The 20512-nt window shown below is 71.8% G+C and carries 18 protein-coding genes; 7 read left to right on the plus strand and 11 right to left on the minus strand.

Annotated features, from left to right (window positions below; genetic code table 11):
* Position 1 precedes the first annotated feature (1 nt).
* Complete coding sequence (locus AC0VY3_RS04260) at positions 2-526, minus strand: YwqJ-related putative deaminase (protein ID WP_030086269.1); 525 nt, start codon at positions 524-526, stop codon at positions 2-4.
* A gap of 235 nt (positions 527-761) precedes the next feature.
* On the opposite strand from AC0VY3_RS04260, the gene AC0VY3_RS04265 reads away from it, so the two are divergent.
* The 4 genes from AC0VY3_RS04265 (at position 762) to AC0VY3_RS04280 (ending at position 6862) form a co-directional block, all read left to right on the plus strand.
* Positions 762-1739, plus strand: a complete 978-nt coding sequence (locus AC0VY3_RS04265) for an SMI1/KNR4 family protein (protein WP_030633156.1) — start codon at positions 762-764, stop codon at positions 1737-1739.
* Between the two features lie 5 nt (positions 1740-1744).
* Positions 1745-4327 (plus strand): SUKH-4 family immunity protein, encoded by a 2583-nt coding sequence (locus AC0VY3_RS04270; protein WP_475548971.1) that lies wholly within the window; start codon positions 1745-1747, stop codon positions 4325-4327.
* 248 nt (positions 4328-4575) lie between these two features.
* Complete coding sequence (locus AC0VY3_RS04275) at positions 4576-5481, plus strand: cellulose-binding protein (RefSeq protein WP_475548972.1); 906 nt, start codon at positions 4576-4578, stop codon at positions 5479-5481.
* Positions 5482-5710: 229 nt separating this feature from the next.
* Complete coding sequence (locus tag AC0VY3_RS04280) at positions 5711-6862, plus strand: cytochrome P450 (protein WP_475548973.1); 1152 nt, start codon at positions 5711-5713, stop codon at positions 6860-6862.
* A gap of 90 nt (positions 6863-6952) precedes the next feature.
* On the opposite strand, the gene AC0VY3_RS04285 is transcribed toward AC0VY3_RS04280, so the two are convergent.
* The 7 genes from AC0VY3_RS04285 to AC0VY3_RS04315 all read right to left on the minus strand — a co-directional run bounded on the left by AC0VY3_RS04285 (position 6953) and on the right by AC0VY3_RS04315 (position 13182).
* The gene (locus AC0VY3_RS04285; protein WP_103508446.1) at positions 6953-8248 is read right to left on the minus strand and encodes a cytochrome P450; all 1296 of its coding nucleotides are present in this window, start codon (positions 8246-8248) and stop codon (positions 6953-6955) included.
* Complete coding sequence (locus tag AC0VY3_RS04290) at positions 8245-8859, minus strand: GTP-binding protein (protein WP_103508447.1); 615 nt, start codon at positions 8857-8859, stop codon at positions 8245-8247. Before AC0VY3_RS04290 ends, AC0VY3_RS04285 begins: the two co-directional genes overlap by 4 nt.
* Entirely contained in the window at positions 8840-9196 is a 357-nt protein-coding gene (locus AC0VY3_RS04295; protein ID WP_103508448.1) for a DUF742 domain-containing protein, read from the minus strand. The genes AC0VY3_RS04290 and AC0VY3_RS04295 overlap by 20 nt, the downstream gene beginning before the upstream one ends.
* Positions 9193-9609 carry a roadblock/LC7 domain-containing protein gene (locus AC0VY3_RS04300; protein ID WP_103508449.1) on the minus strand — a complete coding sequence of 139 codons (417 nt, stop codon included), beginning with the start codon at positions 9607-9609 and terminating at the stop codon, positions 9193-9195. Before AC0VY3_RS04300 ends, AC0VY3_RS04295 begins: the two co-directional genes overlap by 4 nt.
* A gap of 129 nt (positions 9610-9738) precedes the next feature.
* On the minus strand, positions 9739-11709 hold the full coding sequence (locus AC0VY3_RS04305) for a sensor histidine kinase (protein ID WP_475548974.1): 1971 nt from the start codon (positions 11707-11709) through the stop codon (positions 9739-9741).
* Between the two features lie 476 nt (positions 11710-12185).
* Complete coding sequence (locus AC0VY3_RS04310) at positions 12186-12305, minus strand: DUF397 domain-containing protein (RefSeq protein WP_158688325.1); 120 nt, start codon at positions 12303-12305, stop codon at positions 12186-12188.
* Positions 12268-13182, minus strand: coding sequence for a helix-turn-helix domain-containing protein (locus AC0VY3_RS04315; RefSeq protein WP_103507238.1), 915 nt, complete (start codon positions 13180-13182; stop codon positions 12268-12270). The genes AC0VY3_RS04310 and AC0VY3_RS04315 overlap by 38 nt, the downstream gene beginning before the upstream one ends.
* A gap of 167 nt (positions 13183-13349) precedes the next feature.
* Between AC0VY3_RS04315 and AC0VY3_RS04320 the strand changes: the two genes are divergently transcribed.
* On the plus strand, positions 13350-13886 hold the full coding sequence (locus tag AC0VY3_RS04320; RefSeq protein ID WP_475548975.1) for an ATP-binding protein: 537 nt from the start codon (positions 13350-13352) through the stop codon (positions 13884-13886).
* Between the two features lie 88 nt (positions 13887-13974).
* Here the strand turns inward: AC0VY3_RS04320 and AC0VY3_RS04325 are convergent, their stop codons facing one another.
* The 3 genes from AC0VY3_RS04325 to AC0VY3_RS04335 are packed head-to-tail and all read right to left on the minus strand — an operon-like array spanning position 13975 to position 16405.
* Entirely contained in the window at positions 13975-14364 is a 390-nt protein-coding gene (locus AC0VY3_RS04325; protein WP_030633142.1) for a VOC family protein, read from the minus strand.
* A 53-nt stretch (positions 14365-14417) separates the two neighbouring features.
* Positions 14418-14735, minus strand: a complete 318-nt coding sequence (locus AC0VY3_RS04330) for a hypothetical protein (RefSeq protein WP_475548976.1) — start codon at positions 14733-14735, stop codon at positions 14418-14420.
* 23 nt (positions 14736-14758) lie between these two features.
* Complete coding sequence (locus tag AC0VY3_RS04335; RefSeq protein WP_475548977.1) at positions 14759-16405, minus strand: MFS transporter; 1647 nt, start codon at positions 16403-16405, stop codon at positions 14759-14761.
* 473 nt (positions 16406-16878) lie between these two features.
* On the opposite strand from AC0VY3_RS04335, the gene AC0VY3_RS04340 reads away from it, so the two are divergent.
* Positions 16879-17667, plus strand: coding sequence for an ABC transporter ATP-binding protein (locus AC0VY3_RS04340; RefSeq protein WP_103507236.1), 789 nt, complete (start codon positions 16879-16881; stop codon positions 17665-17667).
* Positions 17664-20249: an ABC transporter permease gene (locus AC0VY3_RS04345; protein WP_475548978.1), complete on the plus strand. Its 2586-nt coding sequence runs from the start codon at positions 17664-17666 to the stop codon at positions 20247-20249. The genes AC0VY3_RS04340 and AC0VY3_RS04345 overlap by 4 nt, the downstream gene beginning before the upstream one ends.
* Positions 20250-20512: the final 263 nt, after the last annotated feature.

A 20512-nucleotide genomic window follows, 5' to 3' on the forward strand; every position in this document is an offset into this window, starting at 1 on the left:
GTCAGCCCTTCTCGGCGGTGGTCGCGGCGCCGGTGGAGGTCAGGTCGACGGGGCGTACGCCGAAGTGGGACAGGAGTGCCGAACAGGATCGGCAGGGCGGTGCGTAGCTGCCGTGGAGCGGGTCGCCGTCCTCGCGGATACGGCGGGCGGTGAGCCGTGAGTGCTTGAGCGCACGGCGCGCTTCCCCGTTGGTCAGGGGTTTTCGCTGGGCGCGCTTGGAGCGCCCGCTCTCGGCGGCGGTGAGCTGACGGGAGAGGAGTATCGCTTCGGGGCAGCGCCCGGTGAAGCGTTCGCGCTGGCCGCTGGTGAGGGTGTCGAGGAAGTCCTGGACGAGCGGGTGCAGCACCGGCGGCTGGTCCCCCTTGCCCGCGGTGCAGGTGAGCGTCTCGCCGCGTACGGACAGGGCGGCGGCCACCGCGGGAAGGATCCCGTCGCGGCGGTGGATCAGTCGTGGCGTACGGCTGGTCTCGGTGCTGCTCCAGGTGAGTCGTGGATCCCCTGATGTGACGGTTTGTGTCGAATGCATCGTGTTGACGTCCCTCCCTGCAATCCCCCGAGTTGCGGGGACAGCCTGCCAAATGTGCCAGGTGGTGGGGAAGCTGGGGCGGGGAAACGTGTCTGCGTGTCGCCCGAAGGTGCGAGACCGTCGCCTCACCGTCACGCGAATGTGACCGTTCGTGACGGAACCGGCGGGACGGGACCCCCTGTCGCCCCACCGCTTAGGCTGTGCGGAACACCGGACGCAGCAGGGGGCATCAGCCATGACGACAGGTCGGCTCGGGCAGCAAGCCGCGCCACCGAACGCCGCCTATGCCGGGCAGGTCGTGAACTTCCCGGACCCGGTCCGGGCGGCCCGCCACCCCGCAGGGGTGCGGATGGACGGAAGCGGCCACCCGGTTCTTTCGCCGTACGCGCGCGCCGCCGCGGAGATCGCCGATCCGCCTCCGGGCTTCGGCATCGACGAGCTGCGCCTGACCGACTACGTGTCGGCGAACGCGGCGATGGCAGCGAGCGGTCACGACCTGTGGGACACGATTCCCGCGGTGGCGACCCCGCACGGCTGGACCTGGCACCACGTGCCGGGCGGCCGTCGGATGGAGCTGGTGCCGGTCGAGGTGAAGGCGCTGCTGCGTCATCACGGCGGTCTGGCGGGTACGGACGTGGACCAGAACCGGCGGGGCACCCGCCCGTTGCAGGAGACCCGTCCGGCGCACTTCCGGCTGCCCAAGGGCGCGGTCGCGGTGAGCGAGCAGCAGGTGCAGGGCGTCGAGGAGGACCTCGGCTACCGGCTGCCCGGCGCGTACCGCTCCTTCCTGAAGGCGGCCGGCGGTTCGGCCCCGGTGGGTGCGGCGCTCGACGCGGAGCTGGGGCTGCTGGTGGACCAGCCGTTCTTCACGGTGCGTGACGAGGCCGCGATGAACGACCTGGTGTACGTGAACAAGTGCCTGCGGGACCACTTCACCAAGGACTACCTGGGCGTCGCGTTCGTCCAGGGCGGGATTCTGGCGGTGAAGGTGCGCGGCCAGGACGTCGGTTCGGTGTGGTTCTGCCCGTACGACGATGCCCGGGACCAGGACGGCTGGAGTGTCCAGGAGCGTGTGGAGCGGCTGCTGCTGCCCTGCGGTACGGACTTCGACGCCTTCCTGCAGCGGCTGGCGGGCAATCCGCCGGAGCTGGAGACCGTGGCGAACCTGATGGTGGACGGCGGCTTCGCGCGCGCCGTCCCGGTGGAGGGGTGAGCGCGGTGGTGACTTTCGCGCAGGCGCAGGAGCGGGCGGACGAGTGGGTCAACGGTGACGTGCCCGCGTATCAGCACCGTGAGGTGCGGGTCCGTGAGTTCGAGCTGGGTTTCGTGGTCTGGGCCGAGGACCGGCCCGAGGGCCCCGTCTCGGACGGCGGCCGTCAGCGGCTGGTGATCGCCCGGGACAGCGGCGAGGCCACGTTGTGGCCGGGGCTGCCGGTGGGCGAGGTGATCCGGCGGTACGAGGAGGAGTACGGCGCTCCGGCCGGTGCGCCGGCGCCCGCTCCGGAGCCGCCGCAGCGGGTGGATCTGAACCAGACGTCGTTCCTGCTGACTCCGCCGGAGTGGCTCCAGGAGGCGGCGGACAAGCTGGGGATTCCGGATCACCGTGCGGAGCGGCGGGATTCGGGGCCGGGGCCGGAGCCGGAGTCGGATGCGGGCTCGGGCGCGAACCCGGGCGCGCAGGCGGGCGAGCCGTCCTCGTCGCCGTCCCCGGCGGACTCGGGCGAGACCCCTGTTCCCGGTCCGGTCGCCGCGTCCGCGACGCCGCCGCCCTCCTCTCCTCCTTCCCCCTCTTCCTCTCCTTCCGCCGGGGGCTCCGCCGCGTCGTGGCCCGCCGCCGGTGGTGGCGACGCCTACGAGCCCACGGCCTCCGACGGCGTGCCCGCCGGGGCGACCCCCTGGGCGGGTACGGACACCAACTCCGACTCCGACGACGCGGCCGTCCCGCTGCCCGCGACGGTGTTCGCGCCGCCGCTGTCGGGGACGGACGACGAGGAGGCCCCGCCGCCGGTCGTCCCGGCGGAGGCGCCCACCGCACTGATGTCCGGGGGCAGCCAGTTGCCGCGTACGCAGGTGGCGCCGGCGCTCCGGCCGGAGCAGGGTGCGTCGGACCGTGCCGGTGACATCGCCGACGCGGCCACCAGCAAGGCCGTGGTGCCGCCGCGCGGAGCGCGTGGGGGCGGTCCGTCGACCCCACCGCCGCCCGGTGCGCCCGGGGTTCCCGGTATGCCGCCGGGAGCCACGCCGCCGCCTTCGGGCCCGGGTGCGCCCGGGGCCCCGGCGGGCGGGTACGTCCCGACGCAGCTCGTCTCCCAGCTCGGCCCGCCCGGACCGCCCGCGCCTCCGGGCCCGCCCGGTGCTCCCGGCGCGACGCCGCCCCCGGGTTCCACTCCGCCTCCCGGGCCGCCCGGTCCGCCGCCGGGCTCCACGCCGCCTCCGGGTGGCGGGGTGCACCACGCCGCGACGATGCTCGCCGACGGAAGCAGCATCGGTGCGGGTCTGCCAAGGCCGGGTGCGCCCAGGCCGCCGGGCCCGCCCGGTGCCCCCGGTGCCCCCGGTGCCCCGCAGCCTCCCGGTCCGCCGGGTCCGCCGCCCGGTGCCACGCCGCCTCCGGGTGGCGGGGTGCACCACGCGGAGACGATGTTCGCGAGTCCGGGTCAGGTCGGTCCGCCCGGTCCGCCCGGTCCGCCCGGCCCTCCCGGAGCCCCGGGCGCTTCGCTGGGCGGCGCCCCCGGTTCCGTACCGCAGCCGCCGGGCCCGCCCGGTCCGCCGCCAGGTCCGCACACCCCGCCGCCCCCGGCGTACGGCTATCCGCAGCAGCCCACCGGTCAGCCGACCGTGGGCCCCGGCTACCAGGCCGTGCTGCGGTTCCGTGCTCCGGACGGCAGCGAGCAGCAGCTGATCCGCCGCTCGGCGCCGGGCACCCCGCACCCCGAGTGGCAGATGCTGCACGAGCTGCGGGCGATGAACGTGCCGCCGCAGCAGGTCATCGAGCTGCACACCGAGCTGGAGTCCTGCGAGCTGCCGGGCGGCTACTGCGCGCGGATGATCCGGGAGACCTGGCCGCAGGTGCGGATCACCAGCGTCGCCCCGTACGGCACGGATCACGCCAGCCGGCAGCAGGGCATGCAGCATCTGCTGACGCACCAGGGCGAGCTGCACCAGGTCGCGGACGGACCGGCGCGGCCCGCGCCGGTGCGGGCACCGCTGCCGCAGCTGCCGCCCGCGCCCGCGCTGCCGCCGGAGGCGGTGGCCGAGGAGCTGGTGCAGGCGTTCGGCCCGCAGGGCATCCTGCGGTTCGACCAGCGGGCGGTGTCCCGTCAGGGTGTGCCCGAGATCGTCGCGCAGACGCTGGTCTGGGCGGGGCTGCCCGCCGATTTCGGGCCGTTCTTCTGGGCGCAGCCGGGGCAGCCGGTGGTGCCGACGCTGGGAGAGCTGGCGGCGCAGCGTCAGGTGCAGGCCGCGCCGGACGCGGGGTCGTACCTGGTGATGGGTACGGACTTCGGCAAGGCGCTCTGCGTCCAGTACGGGACGGCGAACATCGTGGCCGTTCCGGTGGAGGCGGGGCCCGGCGGGCAGTCGGTGCCGCCGCAGTTCGTGAACACCGGGCTGCCGGAGTTCGTGCGGTCGATGGCGCTGCTGGGCCGGATGTGGCGGCTGAGGTTCGGGCTGAACCCGGAGCAGGCGGGCCGCTGGACCGTCGACTTCCAGGCACAGCTGGTGGCGCTCGACCCGGCGGCGCTGGCGTCGCCGGAGAGCTGGTGGTCGGTGCTGCTGGAGCAGATGTGGGACGGCCTGATCTGAGCCGTACGCGGTACTAACGGCGAGCGTGTACGAGGCGCCTGGACCCGGAGAGGGTCCGGGCGCCTCGTCGTGTGCCCAGTCGCCCGGCCGATGACCACCGGTTCGCCCGGGTCTGTGATGCCGGTCGCTTCCGGCCTGAATGCCGCTGATCGATTCCGACTTCCGGCACCAATTGCCGCATCCTTGACGTATCGCGGGGCGACCCGCGTGCATCCGTGCGTCCGTATGTCGTAGAGGGGCTTCAGGCTATGAGTGCTGGACCGGTGTCCGCGTCGTTCGACGTCGTCGGCGTGCGGGGGCGTGGCTACCGTCCGGAGCAGGTGGACCGGGCGATGGCCGCCCGGACCGCCGAGCGGGACCGCGCGCTCGCGGAGGTCTCGCGGCTGACGGCACTGGCGGAGGAGCTGGCGGGCGAGGCGGCCCGGCTGGCGGAGACCGCGGCGGCGCTGCCCGAGCCGGACTACGCGGAGCTGGGGGAGCGGGCCCAGCGGATTCTCGGGCTGGCGCGGGAGCAGGCCGCGTCGCTGCGGGCGGACGCGGAGGCGGCGGGCCAGGAGCTGGCGGACGCGGCCGACGCCGGGGGCCGGGCGGCCGGGGAGGCGGCGCGGGAGGCGGCGGACGCGGTGCGCGCGGCCGCCGTGGCGGCGGCGGGGGAGCGGGTCGCCGTGGCGGTCCGGGAGGCGGAGGGCATCCTCGCCGCGGCCCGTGAGGAGGCCGAGCAGGTGCGCGGGGCAGCCGAGGCGGCGATGGCGCAGACCCGGAGCCGTACGGCGAGCGTGCTGGCCCACCAGGACCAGGAGCACGCGGAGCGGCACCAGGCGGCGGAGGCCGAAATCGCTTCGGCCGAGGCGGAGTTGGAGGCCCGGCACACGGAGCTGACCGAGCGGGCCGAGGCGCTGCTGGCGGAGGCGGGCCGCGGCCTCGCCGCCGCACAGGAGGCGGCCCGGCACGGCCAGGAGGACGCGGAGGCGCGGGCGGCGGAGATCCTGGCGGAGGCCCGGGTCCGGGAGGAGCGGGTGGCCCGGGAGACGGAGCGGATCCTGCGCGAGCACGAGGAGGGCCGTGAGGAGGTCCAGGCGCACATGGCGCACGTACGCAGCTCGCTGGCGGCGCTGACCGGACGGGTGGCGGCGGGGCCGGACGACGAGAGCTGAGCGCTCCTCCGCCGGGGCGAGCGGCCGGCCCCGCACCGGCCCTTCGCGATCCGCATCGGCCCGGTGTGCAACGGACGGCAACCCTTGACGAATACCTGTTCGCGAGAGCTGATTGGCTTGGCCAGTTATCCGTTCTCGTTCGCATCCCAAGGGAGTGTTCATGTCGGTCCCAGCGCCGGACATTCTGTCACCCGAGTTCGAGAGAGACCCGTACGAGGCATATCGCCTCATGCGTCATGACACGCCACTCCTGTGGCACGAGGCCACCCGCAGCTACATCGTCTCGCGGTATGAGGACGTCGAGCGCGTCTTCAAGGACAAAGCCGGTGAATTCACCACCGAGAACTACGACTGGCAGATCGAGCCCGTGCACGGGCGGACGATACTCCAGCTCAGCGGGCGTGAACACGCCGTCCGCCGGGCGCTGGTCGCGCCCGCCTTCCGGGGCAGCGAACTGCGGGACAAGTTCTTACCGGTCATCGAGCGCAATTCGCGCGAATTGATCGACGGGTTCCGCGCCTCCGGCTCCGTCGACCTGGTCGCCGACTACGCCACCCGCTTTCCCGTGAACGTCATTGCGGACATGCTCGGTCTCGACAAATCCGACCATGAGCGATTTCACGGCTGGTATACGGCCGTCATCGCCTTTCTCGGTAATCTCTCCGGCGATCAGGACGTGGCGCGGGCGGGTGAACGTACCCGCGTCGAGTTCGCCGAGTACATGCTGCCGATCATCCGGAAGCGGCGTGAGGCGCCGGGCGACGACCTGTTGTCGGCGCTGTGCACGGCAGAGGTCGACGGTGTCCGGATGAGCGACGAGGACGTCAAGGCGTTCTGCAGTCTGCTGCTGGCGGCCGGCGGTGAGACCACCGACAAGGCCATCGCCGGTATCTTCGCCAACCTGCTGGCCCACCCCGAGCAGCTGGCGGCGGTCCGCGCCGACCGGAGCCTGATCGCCCGGGCCTTCGCCGAGACGCTGCGCTACACGCCGCCGGTGCACATGATCATGCGCCAGTCGGCGACGGAGGTGGAGGTGAGCGGCGGCACCATACCGGCGGGCGCGACCGTGACCTGCCTGATCGGTGCCGCCAACCGTGACGAGGACCGCTACGGGAACCCCGATGTCTTCGACATCTTCCGTGAGGACCTGACCGCCACGAACGCCTTCTCGGCGGCGGCCGACCACCTGGCCTTCGCGCTCGGCCGGCACTTCTGCGTCGGCGCTCTGCTGGCCAAGGCCGAAGTCGAGGTCGGCGTGGACCAGTTGCTGGACGCCATGCCGGATCTGCGGCCGGCCGACGGCTTCGAACCGGTCGAGCACGGTGTCTTCACCCGGGGCCCGCAGAGCCTGCCGGTCCGCTTCACGCCGGTGTCCGGCTGACCGGAACCGTCGATCGTGGGCGGCCGGAGACGTGAACTCCGGCCGCCCACAACACCTTTGCCGATGCCGATACCGCTGCTGCCGCTTCCGCTACTGCGCCATCGGGCTGAACCGCACCGGCAGCGCCGACAGTCCGCGCATCCAGATCGACGGACGCCAGGCGAGCTCCGCCGGCTCCACCGCCAGCATCAGGTCCGGCAGCTGTTCCAGCAGCGTCTCCACCGCTGTACGGGCCATCACATCGGCGAGCAGCGGCGCGGGGTAGGGGCAGCGGTGTTCGCCGCCGCTGAACGACAGATGGGCGGAGTTCTCGGCGCCGACGTACGACTCCGGCCAGATCTCCGGGTCGGTGTTGGCCGCGGCGAGACCCAGGACCAGGCAGTCGCCCGCCCGGATGTGCCGTCCGCCGAGCTGAGTGTCCCGTACGGCCCAGCGGCCGATGAAGTTCTGCGTCGGAGTGTCCAGCCACAGCACCTCGTTGAGCGCCTCGCCGACGCTGAGCCGGCCGCCGGAGACGTTCACCGCGAAGCGTTCGTCGGTCAGCAGCAGCCGCAGCGTGTTGCAGATCCAGTTCGCGGTGGGCTGCTGGGCCGCGGCGATCACCGAGATCAGGTCCTGGACGATCTCCTCGTCCGCGAGGTCCGCCGGGTGCGTCACCATCCGCGAGGTGACATCGGGCCCGGGGGCCGCCCGCTTGTCCTTGACCAGTTGGCGCAGCCGCTCGCCGACGCGTCCGTACGCCGCCACCGGGTCGTCGCCCTCACCGGCGTCGAGCGAGATCCGCAGGTCGTCCACCAGCTGCTGGGTGTCCGCGCCCGAGACCGGCATGCCGCACATCTGGACCACGGCCCGCATCGGCAGCGCGTGGACGTAGCTGCTCATCAGCTCGGCGCGGCCGCTTCCGGCGAACTCCGCGATGAGCTGGTCGGCGATGCGCCGGCAGTCGCGGGCCAGCTCGAACTGGTCGATGCCTTCCAGCGCTTCGGTGATGACCCCGGCCCTGCGCCGGTGCTCGTCGCCCTCGGTGAACAGCACCGACGGCTGGTAGCCGACGTACGGCAGCAGCGGCCAGTCCGGCGGAATGCTGTCCCACTGGTTCCAGCGGCGCGAGTCCCGGGCGAACAGCTCGTCGTGGGTGGTGACGTAGGACAGTTCGGCGTAGCCGAGCACCAGCCAGGCCGGAACGTCGCCGTCGAGCAGGACCGGCGCCACCGCGCCGTGCTCCCGCCGCAGCGAGCGGTAGAGCTCCGTGGGCGTCTGCTGGTAGGAGGCGCCGGAGAGCCGCACCGCACCGGAGGCGACCGGGCAGCCGGAGACGCCGGAGGCTCCGGGGGCGCCGAAGGCACTGGACGGGCCGGTGGGGCTGGAAGGGCTGGACGTGCTCATGGTGTCGTCTCCCGGGCGATGGCCATCGTACGCAGATGGTCGACGAGCGTGATCAGTACGTTCTTGCTGGACCGCCGGACCCGGGCGTCGCAGTCGATCATCGGGATGTGCTCGGGCAGCGCCAGGGCCTTGCGGATCTCGTCGAGCGAGTGGGCGTGGTCGTCGTCGAAGCGGTTGACCGCCACGACGAACGGTGTGCCGTGGTGTTCCAGCCGGTCGATCGCGTACCACGAGTCGTCCATCCGCCGTGTGTCCACGAGGACCACCGCGCCGAGCGTGCCGGAGAACAGCCGGTCCCACAGGAACCAGAAGCGCTCCTGGCCCGGAGCGCCGAACAGATACAGCACGATGCGCTCGTTGAGGCTGATCCGGCCGAAGTCGAAGGCGACCGTGGTGGTCGTCTTGGCGTCGACGCCGTCCGTCTCGTCGACGCCGACGCCCGCCTGCGTCATGACCTCTTCGGTGTTCAGCGGCCGGATCTCGCTCACCGAGCGGACGAGCGTGGTCTTGCCGACGCCGAATCCTCCGACGACGACTATCTTCAGGCCGGTTTCCGCTGCATCGGCCAGCGGTGTGCGCTCGCCCGGCAGCTCAGAGCTTACGGAGCCCATGGAGCACCTCCTTCAGCAGTTCGGAGTCGGGGAGAGCGGTGGGCGATGCGGCCGTACGCGGATGGCGGGCGGTGATGCGGCCCATGGCGTGCAGGTCGTCCAGCAGGATGCGCACCACGGTGACGGGCAGCGAGAGTTCGGCGGCGATCTCGACGACGGCGGTCGGGTGGCGGCACAGATCGAGGATCCGCGCGTGCTCCGACTGCATTCCGGCGGTCGGCCGGGACTCGCTGACCACGAGGGTCACCAGGTCGAAGGAGTCCGCGGAGCGGCTGCGTCCACCGGTGACCGTGTAGAGCCGGTCGGGGTCGCCGGTGTCGACGGGGCGTAGGGTCATGACCCGCTCCCTCGCGCCTCGCCGCGTGGTGCGGCGCGCAGGTGTTCGCCGATCTGCTCGACCATCTGCGTCATCTGGTGGCCCACCACGGTCGGGTCGGCGTCCTCGGTGGCGACGACGGCGAGGTGCGCGCCTTCACCGGCCTCGACGATGAAGAGCAGGCCGCCGTGGAACTCCGTCATCGAGTGCCGTACGCCACCGGATCCGTCACCGAACTCGATGGACGCGCCCTGCGCGAGCGCCTGCATGCCCGAGCAGATCGCCGCCAGTTGGTCGGCCTGGTCCAGAGTGAGGTGCTCGGTCCAGCAGAGCTTGAGCCCGTCGCGCGACAGGGCCAGGGCGTGCCGCGTTCCCGGGGTCTGCTCCAGCAGCCTCTGCAGGAGCCAGGTGAGGCTGTTGTCTGTGGTCTGCATGATGAGTGACGGGACCGTGGCGCCGGGGGGACCGGCCGAGGGCCCGTACCTCCAATCTCGGATGTTCGAGCGAGCTGGCGAGCGGATCGCGTCCGGTGGGCCGGACACCGTACGGATGGGCGTTCCGGGTTACGGAGCGGAGGGCGGCGGTGCGGTCGGGCCGTCCGGTCCTCCTGGTGCGCCTTGGGGCTTCCGGCCGCGATGGAAGGCGCCGAACTGGTCGCCCGCGCTGCGCGGCGGCGAGGTCCGTGGAGTGTCACCGCGCGGCATCGCCGGAGAGGCGGGCGCGCCGCGATGACGGCCGCGCTCCCGATCCGCCTCGGCCATGGTGCGGCCGGGCGTGCGTACGGGCAGGCCGCCGGGGGTGGAGCCGGTCGCCGCCGGCCGGGCGGCACCGCGCTCGGACTCGGGCTCGCGCCGCGGCCGGGCCACGAGGTGCTCGTCCGCCGTGACGGGCGCGGACGTGGGAAGCGGGGCCGGTGACGGCGGTACGGCGGTGGGTGCGGCGTGCGCGGCGGGCGCGACGGGTTCCGGACCGGTCTCGGGCACGGCTCCCGGCACGGACGGCACCACAGGCGGTGTCACGGACGGCGACACGGGCGCGGGAGCCGGTGCCGGGGCGGTGGCGGTTCCGGCGCCGGAGGCGGGTGCCGGTGTCGCCGCCGCGGGCACGGCGGCCGCTGCGGCCGCGTGGTGGCCCAGCGCCTGCTGGTTCTCGCGGGGTTCCTGCGCGATCAGATGCCTCGGCAGCAGGACGACCACACCGGTGCCGCCGCGCGAGGACGGCCGGTAGTTGACGCTGATCCGGTGCTTGAGAGCGAGCCGTCCCACGACCGCGAGGCCCAGGCGCGTGCCCTGGAGGGTCGCCAGGTCGGTCATCCGCCCGGCGACGGAGTCCGCCGCCCGCCGCATCGCCGCGTCGGCCATCTTCAGACCGCTGTCCTCGATGGTGACAACGATGCCGGTGCCGCGCTCCTCGACGTAGACGTGCACCTCGTCGATGGGCGGCGAGAAGTTGGCGGCGTTGTCCATCAGTTCGGCGAGCAGGTGCATGACGCCTTCGGCGGCGAAGCCGGAGACGGAGACGCTGGAGGAGCAGTGCAGCCGCACGCGCTGGTAGGCGGCGATCCGGCCGACCGCGCCACGCAGGATGCTCTCCATGACGATCGGCTTGTTCCAGGCGCGGCTGGGCCGCCCGCCCATCAGCAGCGCCAGCCGGTCCGTCATCAGGCCGAGCTGCGAGGTGCTGTGGTCCAGCTTCAGCAGATCGCCGAACACCTCTTCGCTGTGACGTTCCTGCATGCCGCGCAGGTCAGCCAGCATGCTGACGGATTTCGCCTGGACGCGGCTGAGCGCCTTGGCCGACGCGGTCGTGGCCGCGAGAGCGCGGCGCTCGCTGAGCGCGAGCTCCCGGATCACGTCCTCGAACGGCCCGCGCAGGACCGGCTGTTCGGGCAGCTGCACCTCGGCCCGCACGCCGGCGCCGGACTCGCCCTCACGGAGCCTGGCGGTGACGGTCGGCAGCGTCTCGCGGCCGAAGCGCTCGACCTCGGAGGTCAGGGTGTGCAGCTCCTCGCGGAGCTGCGCGGTCAACGCCTCGGCCTCCGCGCGGAATCGGGTGCTCTCGGTCCGCAGCGCGGCGGTCTGCCGCTCCTGCTCCTCGACCGTGGTCGCGAGGACGTGCAGCAGCTTCCGCTGGCGCGGGCTGCGCGGCAGCGGAACCTGACCGAGGGCGTCGGCCGCCTTCCAGCCGCCGCGTACCAGTCTGATCAGCGCGGGCAGTGCGACGTCCGCGGTGTGCGCCGTGTCCGTTTCGAGGGCGGTCAGCGAGGCCTTGAGCCGCTCGGCCTCGGCCGTCTGCGTCGCGGCCGTGCGCAGCGTCCGCCGCGTGACCTGATGGGCGGCGGCGAGGGTGACGGCCAGGACCACCCAGGCGGCGGTCACCACCACTGCCGCCCAGCCGCGCGCTTCCGAAGGAGCCAGCAGCACCGCCACGGCTCCGGCGACGGCGCTCACCGACAGCGCGGTCACAAGCGGTGCTATCGCCGCCTTCGGTGCGTTCGACTGCCGCCGCTGACTGGCTGGTACGGGTTTTGCCATGGATGCGGTCCCTCAGTTCTACCGAGCAGAAGGTGTGCGGCCGCTCCGAGAAGGTGCAGATCACCTTGGTGATTCGGGGGAAAGCGGAACCTACCGTTTCCCGGAAAGGAGCGACCTCATCGTAGACATCCTGATGCACCGGATGATCCGGTGAGTGGCATAGTCCGTAGGCAGAGTGATTTTGTCGAGAAGCGACCGGTGGGTCAGTGATGTTGTGGTAATCGGAAAGCGGAATCCCGCGCCGACAGGCGCCTTCACGCTGCTCGCCGTCGGTCGGCGGTGCCGACTGTGGAGCGGAATGACCCGAGTGGAGGAATCCTTTTCGGTCAATCCGAAAATCCTCGTCGGGTCATTCACCTGCGTCGGGTGTCGCCTATTGATCCGGAATGGGGCCGGTAAAGGGGTGATGACACCAGTAAACAGGAAGTCCTCGAAGCGGAACCGACGTTGAAGTGGAGCCGGCCCGGAGCGGTGCTTCAGCGGACGACGGCTCCGGTGACGAACGCGGTCCAGGCGGCGGTGGTCAGGACCAGGGCCGGGCCGGTGGGGTTCTTGCTGTCACGGACGGGGACGAGACCCGGGAATCCGTCGGCCACCTGCACGCAGTTGCCGCCCTCCTGGTTGCTGTAGCTGCTGCTGCGCCAGGCGGCGGCGGTCAGATCGGGTGGGGACACTCGCTGCACGGTAATCGGCCTCCAGTACGGATCGGATCAAGGCGAGTGACATCAGCGGCGGCAGCGCCATCGCCCTGAGTTGATCGTAAGTCAGAACGAACCGTTCGACCTCGTCCGGTTCCTCGGTCAACCGGCCCTGGTGCGCACCTTCCGTGTAGGCGACCTCGGTGCCGTCCGGCATCACCAGCACGGTGAGTGAACCGCCCAAGGAGCCGTGCGCGCCTTGACTGAACGGCAGCACCTGAATCGTGATGCCGGGCTCCTCGGCCGTCCTCAGCAGCTTCTCCAACTGGCCGCGCATCACAGCGGATCCGCCGATCGGCCGGCGCAGCACGGCCTCGTCGAGGATGATCCACAGCTGCGGCCGGTCCGGGCCGGTGAGCCGGACCTGGCGGTCGAGCCGGGCCGCGACGCGTTCCTCCAGATGATCGGCGTCGCGCAGCGAGTGACCGACGCTCAGCAACGCACGCGCGTACTCCGGGGTCTGCAGCAGACCGGGCACGGCGTGCGAGGCGTACTCGCGAACCACCGCCGCACGGGCCGAGTACGCGATGAACGCCTGCGACCAGTCCGGGAACGCCTCCCGGTGCACATACGGCCACAGGTCGATCAGCAGGTCGTCCGCGACCAGCGCCCTGTCGATGGCACGGGCCAGCTCCAGGGTCGGTTTCGCGCCGGTCGCGCGCTCGATCTGGGCGATGCGGCTGCCGACCACATGCGTCAGCGAGCCCACTTCGGTCTGGGTGAGTCCGGCCGCCACGCGTAACTTGCGTACGCGCGATCCGAAGAGGGCGGCCATGGAGGACTGCGGGTCAATTGCTTTGGCCACGGCGATACTTCCGTTCCTTACGGACTGCAAGGTAAGGCGCTGTCACCTTCCGAGGCTAGGCCGCACTGCCGACTCTTGAGTACGGAACGTCACGGAACCCGCACGCGTGGGTGACGTGAGGAGAGTCGAGCGAACGGATGGCCTGCATGACCGGCAAGAAGACGATCGATGCGGCGAAGGCCGGTCGGCAGGACGCGGCCCCGCCTCGTCCGCGCGGCTTCGGGCTGACCCCGAACGGATACGGGTGTCTGTCGCGGCAGTTCCCGTCGACGCCGCGAGGGGCCCGGCTCGCCCGCCGTACCGTGGTGCGGCAGTTGGGGCAGTGGGGGTTCGGGCCGATGAGCGACGCCTCGTGCTCGGTGGCGCTGGTGGTGGCGGAACTGGCCGCCAACGCGGTGTGCCACGGGCGATTGCGCGGGCGGAACTTCCACGTGTGGGTGGACTACGAACTGCCCGCGGCCCGCTTCCGTATCGAGGTCTCGGACGCCGTGTTCGGCCGTACGCCGGAGGCTCCGGCCCTGCCGCCGGACGACCAGGAGTCGGGGCGTGGCCTGTTCCTGGTGGAGTGCCTGGCGACCCGGTGGGGATGGGAGCCGCGGAACCCGATCGGGAAGACGGTGTGGGCGGAGGTGGCGGCCGAGCCGCCCGCCGGTGCGGTCCGGGAACAGGCGTGATCACGGACGGCCGGAGGGCCGGGGCCCGGTCCGGCCGGTGGCGGCGGCCACCTCCCGCGCGATGTCGGCGACGAGCCGTCCGTCGCGATCAGGCGCTGTGCATGATCTGGATCAGGTTGCCGCAGGTGTCGTCCAGGACGGCGGTGGCGACGGGGCCCATGTCCAGCGGCTCCTGGGTGAAGCGGACGCCGAGCTTGCCGAGCCGGTCGAACTCCGCGTGGACGTCGTCGACGCGGAAGGAGGCGGCCGGGATGCCGTCGGCGAACAGCGCCGTCGTGTACGGCTTCACGGCGGGGTGCTTGTCGGGCTCCAGCAGAAGCTCGGTGCCGTCGGGGTCCTCCGGCGAGACCACGGTCAGCCAGCGGTTCTCGCCGCCGAGCGGTACGTCGTGCTTCTTCTCGAAGCCCAGCACGTCCGTGTAGAAGCGCAGGGCCTCGTCCTGGTCGTGGACGAAGACGCTGGTCACGTGGATCCTCATGGGGTGTTCTCCGGTGCTTTCGGCCCGAGCCATCGGCTGACGATGTGCCCAGGCTATGCCCAGTTCCCGAGTTCGGCGTCGATACGGGGGTCCGTACGGACCCACACCTCGCCGGCCGCCGCGCCCGGAGGGTTGTCGACGTGCTCCAGCCCGAGGGTTCCGACCAGCCTCAGGAGTTCGGCGCGGGCTTCGGGGTCCTCGTCGAGGGTGTAGCCGTCGAAGAGGACGTAGTGCTCATCCGCCGGGTCGTTGTAGCCGGTGTCGGCCCAGATCCTGCAGAAGCGGTCCACCGCCTCCCGGTCGAGCCGGTCGGGCCTGGCGGTCTCGGTGGGCCTGTCGGCCTGGTCGTCGCCGAAAGTCAGCGGTGTCATCGTCATCCTCGGGTCCGGCGGGCTCACGTAGCGGTCAATGATCTCCGCTCCGGGTCGTCGGCGTCACCCGGGGTCTCGGTGATGACCGGGAAGCGGCGCGGGGCGAGGGTGATCAGGGCGAGCAGGGCCAGGGCCGCGGCACCGGCGGCCCCGATGTAGACGTGGTCCACCGCAGCGTCGACCGCCCGGCGCAGATAGTCCGTCGCCGCCGCCGAGAGGCCGCCCGGGTCCTCCAGGGTGCGGGCCACCGCGTCCAGGTCGTCGGGCAGGCCGGTCACCGGGGCGTCCAGGAGTCGGGCGGCCAGGACGCCGTTGGCGACGGCTCCGAAGACCGCCGCGCCGATGCTCTGGCCGACCTGGCGGCAGAAGAGGACGGAGGCCGTCGTCGTACCGCGCTCCGCCCAGCCGACCGTCGACTGCACGCCCACGATCAGCGGCAGCTGGAACAGGCCGAGGGCCGCGCCGAGCAGCAGCATCAGCAGGGCGGGGTGCCAGGGCTCGCCGGGATAGGGGAGGAGCGGGAAGGCCAGCAGGATCAGCAGGGCGCAGCTCATGCCGATGATCGCGGTGAGCCGGAAGCCGATGCGGTTGTAGACCCGGTCGGACAGGGCCGCCGAGACGGGCCAGCTCAGCGTCATCACCGAGAGCACGAACCCGGCGGCTATCGGGCCGAGGCCCAGCACCGACTGGGCGTACGTGGGCAGGAAGACGGTCGGCGCGACCATCAGCAGGCCCATCGCGCCGAGCGCCAGGTTGACCGAGGCGATGGTGCGCCGCCGCCACACCCAGCCCGGGATGATCGGCTCCGCCGCCCGCCGCTCGATGACGACGGTCAGCGCCGCCAGCACCGCGCTGATCCCGAACAGGCCGAGCGAGGGCGCCGACAGCCAGGGCCAGGCGACGCCGCCCTGCACGAGCGCCGTGAGCAGCAGGGCGCCGGTCGCGAAGACGGCCAGCGCGCCCGCCCAGTCGACCCTGGGCCGGGCGGCGGGGCGGGGGCGGGCCGGTTCGTGGAGGTGGCGGACGACCAGCCAGAGGGCGACCGCGCCGACCGGGAGGTTGATCAGGAAGATCCACCGCCAGTCCGCGTATCCGGCGAGCAGCCCGCCCACCACCGGTCCGGCCACCGCCGAGGTGGCCCACACCGTGGACAACTTCGCCTGGATGCGCGGGCGTTCCTTCAGCGGGTAGAGGTCGGCCGCGATGGTCTGGACGGTGCCCTGGAGCGCGCCGCCACCCAGGCCCTGGACGATCCGGAAGGCGATGAGCGCCGCCATGTTCCAGGCGGCCGCGCAGAGGACCGAGCCGGCCAGGAACAGGATGATCCCGGCGATCAGGACCGGCTTGCGGCCGAAGGTGTCGGAGAGCTTCCCGTACAGGGGGAGGGTGACGGTGACGGCCAGCAGATAGCCGGAGAAGAGCCAGGAGAAGACGGTGAAGCCGCCGAGGTCGCCGACGATCTGCGGGACGGCGGTGGAGACGATGGTGCCGTCGATGGCGGCCAGCGCCATGCCGAGCATGAGCGCCGCCACGACGGGGCGGCGGCCGCGGGGCGTGGTGAGGGCGGGCGGCGCGGCGCTCCTGCCGCCCGGGGCGGGGCCCGCGCTGTCACCCGCATGCGACCCCGTATCGCCTGTGCCGCTCTTTCCGCCGCCGTCCGTGCCGCTCACCGGGTTTCCTTCCCTATGCACGTATCTCCCGGGGCACTGTCTCATCCGGGAGCCCCGGAAGGGGAGGGTCCACCGGAATGGTGCCGGGCAGGGGTGGCGGACCGGCAGGGTGCGGAAGGGGTCTCCGGCGGACCCCTCCGCTCCGGTTCGCCGGCCGGTCCGCCCGCGTCGCCGCCCGCCGCCCCGCCGGGCCGAACCGTGCCCCTGACCTCGCCTCCGCCTGGCGGACGAGACCCCTAGGGGGCGCCCCCTCAAAGGGGCCAGGGCCCGTTCCTCCCGGCGGAGGACGTGGCGGCAGGGGGCATGTCCTTAACCTCTTCTTACGTCGCCGCTACGGCCCACCGCAGGGGGGCGGGTGGGGAAAACCCCACCCGAAGACTGCGCTGAGCACCATCGCGCCGGACACCGTCCGGAACCCAGACTCGGAACGTAGCCGACGACGTCCAGTCATCGACCGACATAGGAGAAATACCGTGACAACGGCTGTGACCATTCCCAGGCACGGGGGCACTGGAGGGCGTACGGCCGTAGCGGCGCGAGCGCGGCAGGTCGTGAAGGCGTACGGCACCGGAGAGACCCGGGTCGTCGCGCTCGACCACGTCGACGTGGACATCGCCCGCGGGCAGTTCACGGCGATCATGGGCCCGTCCGGCTCCGGCAAGTCGACCCTGATGCACTGCCTGGCCGGGCTCGACACGGTGACGTCGGGCGAGATCTTCCTCGACGAGACCGAGATCACCAAGCTCAAGGACAAGAAGCTCACCCAGCTCCGGCGCGACCGGATCGGGTTCATCTTCCAGGCGTTCAACCTGCTCCCGACGCTCAACGCGATCGAGAACATCACGCTGCCGATGGACATCGCGGGCCGCAGGCCCGACGCCGCCTGGCTCCAGCAGGTCGTGGAGACCGTCGGCCTCGCCGAGCGGCTCAAGCACCGTCCGACCCAGCTCTCCGGCGGTCAGCAGCAGCGCGTCGCCGTCGCCCGGGCGCTCGCCGCCCGGCCGGAGATCATCTTCGGCGACGAGCCCACCGGCAACCTGGACTCCCGGGCCGGGGCCGAAGTCCTGTCCTTCCTCCGCAAGTCGGTCGACGAGCTGGGCCAGACCATCGTCATGGTCACCCACGACCCCGTCGCCGCGTCCTACGCGGACCGGGTGCTGTATCTCGCCGACGGCTCCATCGTCGACGAGATGCAGAACCCGACCGCGGAGCAGGTCCTCGACCGCATGAAGCACTTCGACGCACGTGGGCGGACGTCATGACCATCTGGAAGACCTCACTGCACAACTTCCTCGCGCACAAGGGCCGGATGGCTCTCTCCGCCGTGGCGGTGCTGCTGTCCGTGGCGTTCGTCTGCGGCACGCTCGTCTTCACCGACACGATGAACACCACGTTCGACAAGCTCTTCACCATCTCCTCGCCCGACGTCACCGTCAGTCCGAAGAGCGCGGCCGACGACGGCGAGCAGCCCGACAACGGCAAGCCCGTCTCGCTGCCCGCCTCCGTGATCCAGCAGGTCGAGAAGGCCGACGGGGTGGAGCGGGCCGAGGGGTCCGCCTTCTCCATGGCGGTCACCGTCGTCGACCGCGACAACAAGAACATGGGCTCCGACACCGGCGCTCCCACCATCGCGAGCAACTGGACCAAGAACGACCTGCGTTCGATGGAGATCACCTCCGGGCACGCACCCCGCGGTCCCACCGAGGTGATGGTCGACGCCGACACCGCGAAGAAGCACAAGCTCGCGATCGGCGACGAGCTGCGCACCATCGCCGCCACCGGTGACCTCCGGGCGAAGATCAGCGGCATCGCGTCCTTCACCGTCACCAACCCGGGCGCGGCCGTCGTCTACCTCGACACCGCCACCGCGCAGAAGCACCTGCTGGGCGCCCCCGACGTCTTCAACCAGATCCTGGTGACGGCCGGGAGCGGCGTCAGCGACGCCCAGCTGAAGAAGAACGTGGCCGCCGCCCTCGGCGACACCACCGCGTACAAGCTCCAGACCCAGCAGGAGGCCGCCGACGCCAACAAGAACGAGATGGGCGCCTTCCTGGACGTCATGAAGTACGCGATGCTCGGCTTCGCCGGAATCGCCTTCCTCGTCGGCATCTTCCTCATCGTCAACACCTTCTCGATGCTGGTCGCCCAGCGCACCCGCGAGATCGGCCTCATGCGGGCCATCGGCTCCAGCCGCAAGCAGGTCAACCGGTCCGTGCTGGTGGAGGCGGTCCTCCTCGGCATCGTCGGCTCCGTCCTCGGCGTCGCGGCCGGCGTCGGCCTCGCCGTCGGGCTGATGAAGCTGATGGGCGCCGTCGGCATGGAGCTGTCCACCCGGGACCTCACCGTCGCCTGGACGACCCCGGCGATCGGCCTGACGCTCGGCGTCATCGTCACCGTCCTCGCCGCGTACATCCCGGCCCGCCGGGCCGGCAAAGTCTCCCCGATGGCCGCCCTGCGCGACGCCGGAACCCCCGCCGACGGCCGGTCCGGCTGGGTCAGGGCGGGTATCGGCCTCTTCCTGACCGCGGCGGGCGGCGCCGCCCTGTGGGCGACCACCCAGGCCGACAAGGCCACCGAGGGCTCGATGTTCCTCGCCCTCGGCGTGCTGCTGACCCTCATCGGCTTCATCGTGATCGGCCCGCTGCTGGCCGGCGTGGTGGTGCGCGGGCTGAGCGTCGTCGTCCTGCGGCTCTTCGGACCGGTCGGCCGGCTGGCCGAGCGCAACGCCCTGCGCAACCCCCGGCGTACAGGAGCCACCGGCGCCGCCCTGATGATCGGGCTCGCCCTGGTGGCCTGCCTGTCCGTCGTCGGCTCCTCCATGGTCGCCTCGGCCACCGAGGAGCTCGACAAGTCGGTCGGCGCGGACTTCATCGTCCAGGACAGCGGCGCCGGGCGGCCGATCGTGCCGCAGGCCGCCGAAGCCTTGAAGGCGGTGCCGGGCCTGGAGCACCTGACGGCCTACACCTTCGTCAAGGCGAAGATCACCACCCCGGACGGCACGACGGAGGACGACGGCATCACCGCCGCCGACCCGACCTATCAGCAGGACGTCCGCCGCACCGCGCTCTCCGGCGACCTCTCGAAGGCGTACGGCAAGGACGCCATGTCCGTCGGCGAGGACTACGCCGAGAAGCACGGCGTCAAGGTCGGCGACACCCTCACCGTCGCGTTCACGGCCGGGGAGACGGCGAAGCTGAAGGTCGCCGCCATCACCTCCGACGACACCAACATCGACCGCGGCGCGATGTACACCAACCTCACCACGGCCGCCTCCTACGTCCCCGCCGACAAGATGCCGCAGAACGTGGCGATGTTCGGCAAGGCGGAGGAGGGCAAGGAGAAGGAGGCGTACGCGGCCCTCAAGAGCGCGATGGCCGAATACCCGGTCTACAAGGTGCAGAACCAGGCCGACTTCAAGGAAGACCTGAAGAACCAGATCGGCCAGCTGCTGAACATCGTCTACGGTCTGCTCGCTCTGGCGATCATCGTCGCGGTGCTCGGTGTGGTGAACACCCTCGCCCTGTCCGTGGTCGAGCGGACCCGCGAGATCGGCCTGATGCGCGCCATCGGGCTCTCCCGCCGCCAGCTGCGCCGCATGATCCGGCTGGAGTCCGTGGTCATCGCCCTCTTCGGGGCGCTGCTCGGACTCGGGCTCGGGATGGGCTGGGGCACGGCGGCGCAGAAGCTGCTGGCGCTGGAGGGCCTGGAGGTCCTGGAGATCCCGTGGCCGACGATCCTCACGGTCTTCGCCTGCTCCGCCCTCGTCGGACTGTTCGCCGCTCTCGTCCCGGCCTTCCGGGCGGGCCGGATGAACGTCCTCAACGCCATCGCGACGGACGGGTGAACACCGTCCCGCCCGGTGACGGCGACCCTCCGGGCGTCACCGTGGCCCGACGGCCGTGACCCTCCGGGCGTCACCGTAGGATGACCGGCAGGCCCCGGGGCGTTCCTCCAAACGTCCCGGGGCCGACCTGTTCCCCGGCCCCGGCTCCGGTGCCGACGGCTCTTTCCTCGCCCCCCGTTCCCCGCTCCGGCCGGACGGTCACGGCGGACCGTGTCAGCTTGCTGCACACGGCCGCGGGAGACCGTGCAGCAAGCTGACACCGC

Source organism: Streptomyces sp. iso_384 (assembly GCF_056172905.1).